A 12,528-nucleotide genomic window follows, 5' to 3' on the forward strand; every position below is an offset into this window, starting at 1 on the left:
GATGGCAGAGAAGAAGACAACACGGGAGACAGCCAACCAGCAGGAGGCATCGGCCGCCAGCAAAGCGGCAGCACCGCGGTATACCGTCGATGAGGTCGCAGAGGCGGCCGGAGTCTTCGGCGCCACCCCGGATTTAGTCCGGGCAGCGTTTGCGGTTGCCGGAAAAGCGGCGGCAACGGAGGACGAGGCCAGGAAGCTGATCAACAGATTCAAGAAAGAGGTGAAATAGTGTCAGGATTATTTGTAAAAGGGGAAGAAAAGGTACGTGCCGGCGTGTACCGACGCCATGAAAAGAGGGACGGAAGTACGGTGGCCGCCGCCATGAACGGCGTGTTCTGTATCCCGGTACACGCGGACTGGGGGCCGGTAGGGGAAGTGCAGGAGATCACGTCCAGGTCAGCCCTTACTGCCATGTACATGGACGGGGGGACCGTGGATGCAGCAGAAGCTCTGTTTGATGGCGGCGCGGTCACGGTCTATGTGTACCGTCTGGGCAGCGGCGGCACAAAGGGCACGGCCAAGATACAGAATTCTACGGGGACGGATGCTGTCACGCTGACGGCCCGCTATGAATCAGATATGGAACTGTCTGTTACTATAAAACAGAAGCTGGGGGATACCACAACAAAGGAGTGTAGTATCTATGACGGCAGTATATTGCTGGAAAAGATCGCTTTTACTGCAGGGGAAGGAGAAATCGATGCCCTCATCGAAAAGATGAAGGACAGCCAGTACCTGACGGCAGCCAAAGAGGACGGCGCCAGCGGCACGCTGCAGGATGTGTCCCAGAAGGCGCTTACCGGCGGCGCGGCTCCGACCGTCAACAACGAAGGGTACAGCAATGCATTTAACGCCTTTGAGGCGCTCCGGTGGAATGTGCTGGTACTGGATACGGTGGATGACGAGGTGCAGGCGCTTGCGAAAGCGTTCATGGAGCGCATCCATGACAACGGTGCTATCGGCATCTGTGTGATCGGGGAAGCCTCCTCATCGGCGCTCAGTACCCGGATGGATAATGCAAAGTCGTATAATGCCCCGTACTTTGTCTATTGCGGCAGTGGGTATGTGGATACGGCAGGAAATACGGTGGATGGGTACCTGTCTGTCGCACTGCAGGCGGGCATCATCGGAAGCAAAGATTCCAGCCAGTCCATCGTCCATACGGAGATCCCGGGGGCGGAAAGCTGCATTGAGAAACTGACAAACCAGCAGTATGAGGATGCCATCAAAGCGGGGCTTCTCCTTCTGTCAGAAGGGTATGACGGGCAGGTATGGTTTGACAGCGGCGTGAACACGTATACTGTGTTGGCGGAGGAAGACGATGAAGGATGGAAGAAGATCAAGAGGACGGCTGTCCGGAATGAAGCCTTTGACCGGATCGACCGGACGCTGGAACCGCTGATCGGGAAGATCAATTGTGATGATGACGGCGTGGATAATGTCATCCAGCAAGCAAAGGCAGTGCTGGCGCAGATGGTGTTGGAGAAAAAGATTCTGGATACCTATGATTTCTACGAAGACCCGGACAACCCTCACGCCGCTGACCATGCACATTTCATCATCCAGATAGATGATATCGACAGCCTGGAAAAGATTTATCTGACGTACCAGTTCCGGTACGTGGCAAGTTAGGGGGGATACCGTGGCCAAAGGATTTGACACAAGGAAACTGATGACTGGCAAGGACGGAAAAATGTACATCGAGGTGGACGGCGTATCCGTCTGGTATGCCAGCGTAGAAGAGTTTGAGATCAATGCCAATTTTACCAATACGGATTTCCAGCCGGCGGGGGATTATCAGCAGTATGGTGTGCCAACAAGTATTAAATATACTTTATCCTTTACAGAGGCGGTCATCCGGGACGACCTGATGTTAGTTCCATTGCTGGAAAAAGTAAGACAGGGGTCTGTGCCGACCTTTAATTTTGCCGGCAGCAGCACGGAGCCATTCTCCGGCGGGCAGCAGAAATTCCTCTGCAATGAATGCGTCCCGGATGGGGATACCAATATCCTGTCGGTAAAATCGGGCGAGATCATCAAACGGCAGTTCAGCTTTATCATCAACAGCGTGCCAGACTGCATCAAGTCGCTGGCAGCATAAGGAGGAGATCGGATGAAAAAAGAAAAAACAGATATCACAGTGACCGAAGGTAACGAGATGAGCCTGATTAACGGCTTACTCAAAGCAGCGGATTATAAAAATAACGAAGTGCGGACCATCGAGATTAAGAGGGGCGGGGAGACGCCGCTCTTTTCTTTTGATATCAGGCCACTTACCGCGGATGAGGTGGAGCAGGCCAGGCACAATGCCACGACCTACATGCCAAACCCGAACAACCCGAAACTGCCGCAGATCGCGAAGAAGAGCAGTGACGCGGATTTCCTTGCCTGGGAGATCTACCTTGCCACCGTCGGCGAAATGGGGAATAAGATTTGGGATGATAAGGACTTAAAGGCAGGGCTTATCAACCAGGGACATATGGTTGCCACGAACGTGGACATCATCAAGGCGGTGCTGATGTCCGGAGAGATCGAGCAGGTATGCAAGGCACTTGATAACATCTCCGGCGATAACACGGCGCTGTTTGATTACGCAAAAAACTGATTGATGCCAGCCCGATGGCAAGGCTGCTGGCAGAGAATTATATACGGACTGGTATGCTGCCGTCTGCGACGCTCGCCCTCCCGGAAGGGGAGCGGGCGTTTGTGCTGGCGGCAGTGTTGGCGGCCATAGAAGGAGGTGAGCCTGTTGGCCAGTAAAGAGACGATCGTCATAGAAACAGAAGCCAGATTCACCGACAATGCCTCCGCCGGGCTGAAAGTCGCCGGCCAGCAGGTGGACAAGTTTAAGACAAAGGTGGACGGCGCAACAAAAGCGTCGGAGAAGCTTGGCGGTACGAAGGTAAACCCGAAGATCGGGGCGCCGGCCGATAAGGCAACGCCGGTGTTTAAGAAAGTACTTGGCACCGGGCGGTCATTTGCCGGGAAGACCTTCCGGGCAGCAGTGGACATTGATGACAAAGCTACATCAAAGCTGAAAAGCATCAAAGATAAGGTCTTTTCTTTAAAAACGGCAATCGGTGGCGTGCTGACGGGAGTGGCGGCCAAAAAAGTTATCATTGACCCGATCAGCGTAGCCGATTCGACCACGACGGCGCAGATCGGTTTTGAGACAATGCTTGGCAGCAAGAAAAAAGCGGATAAATTCATGGCGGATATCAAAAACTTTGCTGTGGAGACGCCATTTGAGACACAGGATGTTGTGCAGAACTCGCAGAAGATGCTTGCCATGGGATGGAATCGGAAAAATATCCTGACAGATATGAATCGAATTGGTAATGTATCAGCGGCAACAGGAACCGGAGCGGAAGGCATTGAGAGGATTACGACGGCATTGGGACAGATGCAGATGAAAGGAAAGGTATCTGCGGAAGAAATGCTCCAGCTTACAGAAGCGAATGTAAAAGCTTGGGACTATGTAGCCAAAGGCGAGGGAGTATCTGTTGCTCAGGCACAGGATATGGTGACGAAAGGGCTGATACCAGTAGATGATGCCATAAACAGCATCCTGAAAGGAATGGATGAGTTTGACGGTATGATGGATAAGACAGCGAACCGGACGGCCAGCGGCCTAAAAAGTCAGATTGCCGATACATTCCAGATTGGATTCGTAGAGAAATGGGGACGTGGTCTGCAGACCGGCGCAGTCAAAGGAATGTCGAAGCTGCTGGATTATCTGGATGAAATGTCCCCGAAAATGGATAAATGGGGCGACGTATTGGAAGATATCGGTGAAGATCTGAGTATGGGTCTGGTGAGCAAACTGGAATCAGCGGGGAATAAACTGGATGAATTGGTTAACAGAGACGATTTCCAGAATGCGTCTATCGGTGGAAAAATAAGTATCGCCTGGGATGAACTGATATCAAATCCATTTAGTGAGTGGTGGGATTCCACAGGTAAGCCAGCGATTGTATCGAAACTGAAAAGCATTGGAACGGAAGCGGCCAAATCCATTAAAGACATTTTTAAAAATTCATTGAAAGATTTGATGCCCGGCGGAGATAAGGCGGGTATTGAGGATTATATCCTTGGATATCTTGGAATTAAAGGCGGATTGAAGCTTTTTGGCAAAGGAAAAAATCTGCTTGATATGATTTTTGGTTCTGGTAGCGGTAGTAACCCGCTATCCGGGACGGGAGTAGGAACTATGACCGTATCTGCGGCGACGGTATATGTCAATGGTGGGGTATCTGGTGGAAGTCCGACGGGAATGCCAGGAAATGGCACAGGAGGAACGCCACAGCTTCCGGGAACCGAAGCCGGTGGAAATAGTTCGCCAAAAAGAGTCAAAGGCGGACTGTTTGGTCTTGGCGGAAAAGGAGTCACCTTAAAAAGCGGCGAGACGGTAGCAGCAACAGGGGCAAAGGCATGGTTCGGAAATCTTGGTGTAAAGCTGGGTTCTGGAGCTGCGACGGCCGGTGGTGCGGCTGCGGTTGGCGCTGCGGGTGTAGCGGGGATTGCAGGGATTGCCGCGGGTGTCGGCAGCGCCGCGAAAAATATTTACAATGCAGTCACAAGCAAAAATAAAGAAGAAAAGAAGAAGGAGGGTTACCGAGGCGGGACGAAACTTGGCATGGTTGGCGCTGGTGCAGCAACTGGGGCGGCAATCGGATCTGTTGTGCCTGTTGTTGGCACGGCTGCTGGAGCCTTGATTGGCGGCGGCGCCGGCGGGATTGCGGCTTTATTAAAAGGCAATGATGCTGGAGATTATATACGTAACAGAGTAGATAAACTGCAGGACAATAAAAAGCGTTCTTCGCGGTCTTATTCCTATGATATAGACGCTATCCAGGGGAAGGCGGCCAAAGGTACGGATGACAAGTTATCGGATTCCACAAAAAAGGCAGCCAGAGAGACGAAAAGCTATACCAAAGAATCGGAGACAGCCTCTAAAACAGTAAAATCTTATGGGGCAACGACCAGCGGCGCTGCTTCCAAAGTCAGCGGCCTTGGTAGCTATTCTTCTACGGCCGGCGGAAATGTGGGAACTATGGGCGGCCAAGCATTGACAGCCGGCGGAAATGTGCAGGCATTGGGCTCACAGGCTACGCTTGTTGCCAGCGTGTTATCAGCAGCGGCTAATACAATCAGATCTGCTGCATCGCAGGCGAAGGCAGCAGCCTCATCGGCGTCATCATCGTCCAACAGGTCTTCAGCGCCGAATACAAGGCTGGCAACGCCACCAACGGTGCAGAAAAATGCCCGTGGCAATTACATCGGCAGACATATCATATCAGAACTTGGCGAAGAAGGTCCGGAGATGGTCATTCCGTTGTCTAAGCATAGGAGCCGGGCTCTAGGTCTCTGGGAGCAGGCAGGAGAAATCCTTGGCGTTACCCATTATGCCCGCGGCGGAAAGGTTGGTAACGTCGGCAGACGGCGCAGCGCCGGCGCCGGAAGTGTACAGATCAATGTTGCGTCTGGTGCTATCCAGATCACGGTACAGGCGGCCAGCGGCGCCGGCGGGGATGTGGTTGCTGCTATCAAAAACAGTAAACAAGAGATTGCCGATGTCATTATGAATGCCATTGTAGACGCATGTGGAACCTCGTACACGAACCGAACGGCGGAGGTGATGTAATGGATATCTATATTACAGGAATCAATGCCAGCGGCGTCAACCAAAAGATCACCCTGCCGGTGGTGCCAGAAAGTATCTCTTATTCTGCTGAGGCTCGATTTGCGGAGTATGAAGTCATCAATAAAGGACAAGTTCAGATGCCGGATGGAAAAAATCTTTTTGACCTATCTTGGGAGGGATTCTTTCCGGGAGAGGCACTGCGTGGTAGCCGATTGGTACGGGCGTGGACGGATCCCAATGTATTGGATGATATTTTTAAATACTGGGGGGAAAGCGGTACACCGCTGAATGTCTGTATCACGGGGACCAACATCAATGCAGATGTTTATATCGCAGAGTATACATCTGCACATGAAGGGCTACATCTGCAGTATGAGGTTGGATTTAAAGAGAGGGAAGAGATTGTCGTAGCAGCCCAGAATATGAAAAAATCAAAAGTTGGGATATCGGTCAAAGTAAAAAAAGGCGATACGCTGCAGAAATTGGCCAGAAAGTATCTGGGAGACAGGAAGAAGTATAAAAAAATTTATAAAGCAAATAAGAAACTGATTGATAAGCGGAACAAAAAGGAGAGAAAAAAGAATCCGGGGAAAAAGATCAGCAAATACACGATTTATAAAGATCAGGTATTGGTCATCCCAACTGGCGATACCGAAGTCATTCAGAACGACCGGGTAGAGGAGCTGAAACGAGCTATCAAAAAGGATGGATACGCCAATCTCACCGTTAATAAAAAATTGAATGCAGCCACGAAAGCGGCCATGAAAAAAATATCTATCCGTACCGGACGGAAAGGGCAGGTGGTGAAATTCGTGCAGAAGATGGTCGGGACGAAGCAGGACGGCACCTGCAAAGTAAAGGACACTGCAGCTATTAAGACTTACCAACGGAAAAAAGGATTGAAAGTGACTGGGGTAGCTGATTATAAGACGCTGCTCAAAATGGTGTCGTAAAATGGAGGTGATACAGTGTGGCAAGCCTGGAACAGCCGGAATACACAGCAAAATTGACCACAGCATCCGAAAATATCGAATTTGATCTCGGAAAGTCCAACATTATTACTGATCTTACCTTGTCTGATTCACCTGATTCCTTGGCGGCCGAAGCAGATATGACCCTCATAAATGCCAACTATAAAGGGAAACCTCTATCGAAATGGATTACGCCTTTGTCAAAATTAGTGGTAAAAGCGGATGTTGGCGAGGGGAAATTCCGAATCTTTGTTGGTGTTATATGGGAAGGCGATGACGAAGCGGAGCAGGATACCAAGGTCAGTTATACGGCATATGACTTTCTTATTTTCGCCATGAAGTCCGAAGATTGGTTTTTCTACAAAAAGGGACTTCAGACAAAGAATATCATGAAAAAGATATGTGCGGCCTGGGGGTTAAAGCTGCGGTATGATTATGGCAGCATCAAGCATGGCCGGATCAAACCGGTCAAAAATAAGATTGGCGACATGATGGTCTGGGTACTAAATAAGGCAAAAGACGAGCTGGATGCCCGGTATATCCTGACCATTGACGGAACAACTGTTGTTGTGAAATATACGGGGGTAAACCTCACGGTATATTGTCTGGAAAAAGGCAAGAATGCCACATATGTATCACGGCAAATGAGTTTGGAAGACACTGTGACCAAGATCAAAATATATGGGGAGCAGAAGAAAAAAACAGTGCCTAAAAAGGCCGAAGTCGTAAAAAATACCGCGGATTACGGCACTATCCAGCAGGTCATGGATAAGGAGAAAAAACAGAAACTGGCAAAACTGCAAAAAAAGGCAAAGCAGACATTGAAGAAAAAGGCAAAACCGCAATATACGGAATCCCTGACTGCCGTATCGAATCCACTGATTAAGCGAGGAGATAAGGTGTACGTTAATGCCGGCGGAATCAAGGGGTACCGGATTGTCAAGAGCATTTCTCATGATTGCATGGCCCGGACGATGGATTTGGAATTTTATTAACGGAGGGGAGCTATGAGAAAAGAAAATGGAAAGGAACGGTTTCTTAGTCTGCTTGCAGACATGATGAATGATAGGCAAAACCGCAGGAAAGGATATAGTGTTGAGCTGGGAACCTATCACAAAAAAGGCGTTCTTCCGGATTCCTACCCGAACAGCGATGAGCCAGAAGACGATTATTTTTCATTTTTTTCGGATTCCATCGCGGCAGGCGACCGAGTGTTGGTTATATGGACAGATGGCGAAGATGAACCGGATATGATTGCCATTGGACCGCTAAAAAATGAAGGTGGTGATGAGGATGCCTGATACATTATTTCCGGAAAATTTGCTGGAAGAAGATACAGCATATACCGATGAGAATGAAATTGAATACGAGGAAGATAACAATCCCCAGGGCGTAGAAGCATATTTACCGAGTATGTATTTTGACTACGAATCTGGGGATTTTGTACGCCAAAAAGATGGCCGCCTGAAAGAGGCGACCGGAATCGAGGCGTGGGAACAGTGGTGTCATAAGGCAATCCGTACGCAGAGCGGAGCATACGAAGCCTATGAGGATAATTTTGGCGTGGATTTTGACAGGCTGCTGCAGGCAGAAAGCCGGGCAGAGGTAGAAAACATATTGAATCGTCAAATAAAAGAGGCGTTGATGAATGATTCCGCCGAGCGGACACAATTTGTTGGCAAAGTAGAATTTGTCTGGCATGCAGATAGATTGGAAGTGACAGTGCCGGTCACAGGCATTTATGGCACTGCAGAAATCACAGCCAGCTATGAGGAGGTGATGTAAATGGCATTGGAAGCGGAAGAATTTACTATACCGGCTTTTTTGGAAAATTCCAGTGAGGACGAGATTCACAAGAAGATGCTGGATAATCTTCCAGAAGATATTGATAAGTCAGAGGGTGGTTTTCCATGGGATTTCACCCGCCCAACGGCGATTGAGATATCGGAACTCCGGGAATATGTTCTTGTCGAGATATTGAAGAGCCTTTTTCCATCTACTTGTGAGGAATCATACCTGCTCGATTTGCATGGCAGCTCCCGCGGAATCACCCGTCGGGAATCTGTGAATGCAACCGGATTTGTAACCGTGACTGCAGCGGCGGGAACAGTCATTCCCTTGGGATATATTTTCAGTACCGAGGCGGATGAAGATGGTAATACAGTGAGTTTCGTAAGCACAGAAGAAATCACTGTGGACAGCTCGGGGACTGCCAGCGTGCCTGTGGAAGCGGAAGAAGGAGGGGCCGAAGGAAACGTACTTCCGAATACCGTAGTGCTGCAGATCGGCGATGAAACAGGGAATATACTGGATGAGATCACATCCGTAACAAACCCGGAAAGAATGACCGGCGGCCTTGATGAAGAAGACGACGATGATTACCGGGAAAGGATTGTTAATTACTATCAGTCGCAGGATATATCTTTTGTTGGCAATATATCTGATTATAAGAGGTGGGCAATGTCAGTAGCAGGAGTCGGATCAGTGACGGTCATATCGGCGGAAGATGAAAGCGCTACAGTAACGTTGATACTGACTGATCAGGATGGACAGCCGGCTGATGAAGAATTACGGGGCGCTGTTTATGACTACATCATGGCACCAGATAACCCGGAAGAAAGACTGGCCCCCATAGGGGCAAAGCTGATCATACAGGAATCGCAAAGTGCTGTAATCAATGTATCTCTTACTGTATATCTGGATGGAATCACGAAGGAACAAGCGCAGGAAGCCATAAAAGCAGGAGTGGAAGAATATTTTTCATCTTGTATTGAAGAAGGCATAGTGCGTCTTTCTGGTGTGTATGGCGTGTTGTCTGATATAGCAGGTATTTATGACTATGCAGCAGTTCAGTTATCATCATCTCAGGCGACAGGCAGTGGCAATCTGACAGTACCAGACGGGATGATACCGGTACTTGGCACATTGACTGTTACAGAGGGGGCATAATCAATATGTGGTATATTACAGATTTGATGGATAAAATTCTGAAAAGTGAGGCTGCTCAGAGGATTATCGATTATGTGTCTGATGTATATGGTGAATCCTATGTGGGATTATGGCTATTTCAGGTTATAGGAATTGTTATTGATGATATCAATACAATCATTATGGGGCTATTCGATGAAATATTTCCGGAGACATCGGAGAAGCTTCTTCCATATTGGGAAAAAGAATACGGAATCATCCCTGATGATACATTGATGATAGAAGAACGCCGGGCCAATATCAAGGCAAAAATGCAGATGATGGCTCCGATCAATCCGGCAAAATTGGAAAATATATTATCAGATACGGTCGAAAAAGAAGTGATGATAACAGAGGTGACAGGAAGCAATAAGATTATCATTGATGTAATAGGTTATGTGGATGATCTGACTGGTATGCGAGAGATTATTGAGAGGTTAAAACCGGCGCATGTGATTTATGAAATTAATACGTCCGATGTGATAGAGGAACAATTTGAAAGCAAATATCGTATCGTGGAGTCCATCCACGCTATGATACCGGTCACATTCAGTTAAAGGAGGAGTCATAATGGCTAATACATATGCGGTCATAACAGACGCGGGCATTGCTTTGCAGAACCGGTTATTGGTCGGTGAAACTTTACAGATAACAGGTGTAAAAGCTGGGAGTGGGGCAGTGCCTGTGACGGACCTGAGATCCCAGACAGATCTGCAGGAAGTGAAGCAGACATTATCAATTGTAAATAAGCAGGCCAATAATCAATTTACTGTGTTGATGGTACAGCTTACCACAGTAGGGTTATCCAGTGGGTATGATCTGCAGCAGGTCGGTGTCTATGCAAAAGCGCAGGGTGACGAGAAGGATATTTTATTTGCCATCCTGCAGGAGGAGACTCCGATGCCAATTCCATCAGAAGCCGAAAAACCGAGATATGCTGCGACATTTTATCTGTCATTTGCACTGAGCAATGATAACCAGATAGAGATAGATACTGATTCATCGGCATATCTGACGGTAGATATATACAACTCTTATGAGATGACGGCTGATGATGCAGATGAAATTTGTATTTAAGGAGGGAAAGGATAATGCACACAGGCAGGGAATTTATGGTGCGTTTTTGGGCCAATGTAAAAAGTTTATTTAACACACATACAACAAATAAGAATAATCCTCACGGGGTCACAAAGTCGCAGATTGGCTTGGCAAATGTAGAGAATAAAAGCAGCGCCACAATTCGTGGGGAAATGACTTCTGACAATGTAACTGATGCATTGGGATATACTCCGCTTGACGCAGCTAAAAAAGGAGCAGCAAGCGGCGTTGCTGAACTGGATGCCACAGGGAAAGTGCCATCTGCGCAGTTACCTTCTTATGTTGATGATACGATCGAAGGCTATTTAAGTGGTGGAAAATTTTATAAAGAATCATCGCATACCACTCAAATAACTGGAGAAGCAGGAAAAATTTATGTAGAATTGTCCACCAATAAGACATATCGGTGGTCGGGAAGCACCTATGTAGAAATATCACAAAGCCTTGCATTAGGAGAAACATCAACTACGGCGTACCGCGGTGATCGTGGAAAAGCAGCATATGACCATATCTCCAATAAAAGCAATCCTCACTCTGTGACAAAGTCGCAAGTTGGCCTGGGGAATGTGCCAAATGTTGCGACCAATGACCAAACTCCCACTTTTACGGCTGTAAATGAGGATACAGCATTGGTCAGTGGGGAAAAATTGTCCTCTATACTGGGAAAAATTGCCCGGACTATACTGACGGTAATATCTCTGAAAAATACCGTTGATGAATTGAATAGCAATTTAGACAACTTAATAAAAACCCAATCATTCGCAGGATATGTAAACCTGCCCTCGAAGGGTGAAGGGAATGTTGATATGGGACGTTTGAATATTCCAACCGGGTACACATATATAGGTGTCATATCAAAAGATAGCGATTATGGTGACCAATTTTTATGTAGTTTTCAGCGGTATGGCGACCACATATATGTTGTTGTGCGAAATACATTTGCCGGCACATTGACGGGGGATGTAAGTTGTACGGCATTATTTCTAAAAAATTAATGCTATATTACCAGTAAACATGAGCGGAGACGATTAGCCTAATCTATTTCGCCTACTGCCATCCATGATATTTCATAACCCAGGCCGCCTATTTCGCCTTGCGGATCGGCAACAAATAAATCTACACTGGTAGCAGATTCATTTTTATAAAGAGTAGTTAAGCGAGCGTCAATGACCGTATTGCCGTAATTTCGTACTGTCGCAACAACATTTGGTTTTGTACCTGTTTTATATGGTGTTTCAAATGTTACATGAGCAGATCGGAAATAATTATTTACGTTACTTGTTCCAATTAATCCGCCTTGTGTATAATGCTTCTTTAAATTGCTATTCAAATAAAGACAGGGCCTTCTAAGAACCTAGTGGTTCTTTTTTTTATGGAGGTATATATGAAAAAATTATTTGAAATCAAACCAACCCAAAATGCAAAGCGAAAGAAAAAATATCCGTGTAAGATCAAATTTACGGACGGTCGGGTCGTGCCACTGCCGTCCCAGTATGATTTCACGGACAGCAGCTTTATTCGCCGGCATGGCTGCATTATTGCGGCATTTTACATGGGTTTGCGATTTGTCGGCGTAAAAAAATCCATGAAAAGCTGTTTGAAATACCTGCAGGAGAATCATCCAAAGGGTAGTCACATCAATTACAATCTGCGGCAGGTTTGCGCTGCTATCAATAAATTGGCGCCAGGTAGTCCAGCGAAGTTTTACGAAAAAATTTCAAAAGCGGAGATTGGTCCTATGTCAAGAAAAAGTACAAATTAAATATGCCCTTTTAATGTTGAGTTACCCTGCTAAAGCTTCAGCTCTTTCATCTAATGCTGCATAGTATTCTTTTTCATACTGATCTG

General features: G+C 47.4%; 16 protein-coding genes. 15 read left to right on the plus strand and 1 reads right to left on the minus strand.

Translation table 11 applies throughout. The features are described from left to right. The first annotated feature begins 1 nt into the window (after position 1). Genes B5F87_RS15740 through B5F87_RS21235 form a run of 14 tightly spaced genes read left to right on the plus strand, consistent with a single transcriptional unit; the run spans position 2 to position 11,675 of the window. Positions 2-229 carry a hypothetical protein gene (locus tag B5F87_RS15740; protein ID WP_087282737.1) on the plus strand — a complete coding sequence of 76 codons (228 nt, stop codon included), beginning with the start codon at positions 2-4 and terminating at the stop codon, positions 227-229. Continuing rightward, entirely contained in the window at positions 229-1,632 is a 1,404-nt protein-coding gene (locus B5F87_RS15745; RefSeq protein ID WP_087282739.1) for a phage tail sheath subtilisin-like domain-containing protein, read from the plus strand. Before B5F87_RS15740 ends, B5F87_RS15745 begins: the two co-directional genes overlap by 1 nt. Positions 1,633-1,642: 10 nt before the next feature. Then, positions 1,643-2,101 carry a phage tail tube protein gene (locus B5F87_RS15750; protein WP_242964510.1) on the plus strand — a complete coding sequence of 153 codons (459 nt, stop codon included), beginning with the start codon at positions 1,643-1,645 and terminating at the stop codon, positions 2,099-2,101. A 12-nt stretch (positions 2,102-2,113) separates the two neighbouring features. Beyond that, the gene (locus tag B5F87_RS15755) at positions 2,114-2,605 is read left to right on the plus strand and encodes a hypothetical protein (RefSeq protein ID WP_087282741.1); all 492 of its coding nucleotides are present in this window, start codon (positions 2,114-2,116) and stop codon (positions 2,603-2,605) included. A gap of 14 nt (positions 2,606-2,619) precedes the next feature. After that, positions 2,620-2,760 carry a hypothetical protein gene (locus B5F87_RS21050; protein WP_158097068.1) on the plus strand — a complete coding sequence of 47 codons (141 nt, stop codon included), beginning with the start codon at positions 2,620-2,622 and terminating at the stop codon, positions 2,758-2,760. Further along, positions 2,750-5,644, plus strand: coding sequence for a tape measure protein (locus B5F87_RS15760; RefSeq protein WP_143405267.1), 2,895 nt, complete (start codon positions 2,750-2,752; stop codon positions 5,642-5,644). The genes B5F87_RS21050 and B5F87_RS15760 overlap by 11 nt, the downstream gene beginning before the upstream one ends. Continuing rightward, entirely contained in the window at positions 5,644-6,597 is a 954-nt protein-coding gene (locus tag B5F87_RS15765) for a peptidoglycan-binding protein (RefSeq protein ID WP_087282743.1), read from the plus strand. Before B5F87_RS15760 ends, B5F87_RS15765 begins: the two co-directional genes overlap by 1 nt. 17 nt (positions 6,598-6,614) lie before the next feature. Further along, positions 6,615-7,610 (plus strand): hypothetical protein, encoded by a 996-nt coding sequence (locus B5F87_RS15770; protein ID WP_242964512.1) that lies wholly within the window; start codon positions 6,615-6,617, stop codon positions 7,608-7,610. Between the two features lie 12 nt (positions 7,611-7,622). Then, the gene (locus B5F87_RS15775) at positions 7,623-7,916 is read left to right on the plus strand and encodes a hypothetical protein (RefSeq protein WP_087282745.1); all 294 of its coding nucleotides are present in this window, start codon (positions 7,623-7,625) and stop codon (positions 7,914-7,916) included. Then, positions 7,909-8,400 (plus strand): DUF2634 domain-containing protein, encoded by a 492-nt coding sequence (locus tag B5F87_RS15780; RefSeq protein WP_158097069.1) that lies wholly within the window; start codon positions 7,909-7,911, stop codon positions 8,398-8,400. Before B5F87_RS15775 ends, B5F87_RS15780 begins: the two co-directional genes overlap by 8 nt. After that, positions 8,401-9,564, plus strand: a complete 1,164-nt coding sequence (locus tag B5F87_RS15785) for a baseplate J/gp47 family protein (RefSeq protein ID WP_087282749.1) — start codon at positions 8,401-8,403, stop codon at positions 9,562-9,564. It begins immediately after the preceding gene. A gap of 5 nt (positions 9,565-9,569) precedes the next feature. Then, positions 9,570-10,139 carry a putative phage tail protein gene (locus B5F87_RS15790; protein ID WP_087282751.1) on the plus strand — a complete coding sequence of 190 codons (570 nt, stop codon included), beginning with the start codon at positions 9,570-9,572 and terminating at the stop codon, positions 10,137-10,139. A gap of 13 nt (positions 10,140-10,152) precedes the next feature. After that, positions 10,153-10,659 (plus strand): hypothetical protein, encoded by a 507-nt coding sequence (locus tag B5F87_RS15795; protein WP_087282753.1) that lies wholly within the window; start codon positions 10,153-10,155, stop codon positions 10,657-10,659. 14 nt (positions 10,660-10,673) lie between these two features. Continuing rightward, a complete protein-coding gene (locus tag B5F87_RS21235; RefSeq protein ID WP_204246086.1) occupies positions 10,674-11,675 on the plus strand; it encodes a hypothetical protein in 1,002 nt (333 codons plus the stop codon). A 38-nt stretch (positions 11,676-11,713) separates the two neighbouring features. Here B5F87_RS21235 and B5F87_RS15805 read toward each other — a convergent pair whose 3' ends face one another. Beyond that, positions 11,714-12,010, minus strand: a complete 297-nt coding sequence (locus tag B5F87_RS15805) for a hypothetical protein (RefSeq protein ID WP_087282755.1) — start codon at positions 12,008-12,010, stop codon at positions 11,714-11,716. Positions 12,011-12,064: 54 nt separating this feature from the next. Here B5F87_RS15805 and B5F87_RS15810 point away from each other — a divergent pair, with 54 nt between their 5' ends. Further along, a complete protein-coding gene (locus B5F87_RS15810) occupies positions 12,065-12,442 on the plus strand; it encodes a hypothetical protein (protein WP_087282757.1) in 378 nt (125 codons plus the stop codon). Positions 12,443-12,528: the final 86 nt, after the last annotated feature.

Source organism: Eubacterium sp. An3, assembly GCF_002159465.1.
GTDB classification, from domain to species: Bacteria; Bacillota; Clostridia; order Lachnospirales; family Lachnospiraceae; genus Anaerobutyricum; species Anaerobutyricum stercoris.

Coding starts and splice junctions, on each gene's coding strand:
- B5F87_RS15740 (WP_087282737.1), top strand. CDS start 2: ATGGCAGAGAAGAAGACAACACGGGAGACAGCCAACCAGCAGGAGGCA.
- B5F87_RS15755 (WP_087282741.1), top strand. CDS start 2,114: ATGAAAAAAGAAAAAACAGATATCACAGTGACCGAAGGTAACGAGATG.
- B5F87_RS21050 (WP_158097068.1), top strand. CDS start 2,620: ATGGCAAGGCTGCTGGCAGAGAATTATATACGGACTGGTATGCTGCCG.
- B5F87_RS15765 (WP_087282743.1), top strand. CDS start 5,644: ATGGATATCTATATTACAGGAATCAATGCCAGCGGCGTCAACCAAAAG.
- B5F87_RS15775 (WP_087282745.1), top strand. CDS start 7,623: ATGAGAAAAGAAAATGGAAAGGAACGGTTTCTTAGTCTGCTTGCAGAC.
- B5F87_RS15780 (WP_158097069.1), top strand. CDS start 7,909: ATGCCTGATACATTATTTCCGGAAAATTTGCTGGAAGAAGATACAGCA.
- B5F87_RS15785 (WP_087282749.1), top strand. CDS start 8,401: ATGGCATTGGAAGCGGAAGAATTTACTATACCGGCTTTTTTGGAAAAT.
- B5F87_RS15790 (WP_087282751.1), top strand. CDS start 9,570: ATGTGGTATATTACAGATTTGATGGATAAAATTCTGAAAAGTGAGGCT.
- B5F87_RS15795 (WP_087282753.1), top strand. CDS start 10,153: ATGGCTAATACATATGCGGTCATAACAGACGCGGGCATTGCTTTGCAG.
- B5F87_RS21235 (WP_204246086.1), top strand. CDS start 10,674: ATGCACACAGGCAGGGAATTTATGGTGCGTTTTTGGGCCAATGTAAAA.
- B5F87_RS15810 (WP_087282757.1), top strand. CDS start 12,065: ATGAAAAAATTATTTGAAATCAAACCAACCCAAAATGCAAAGCGAAAG.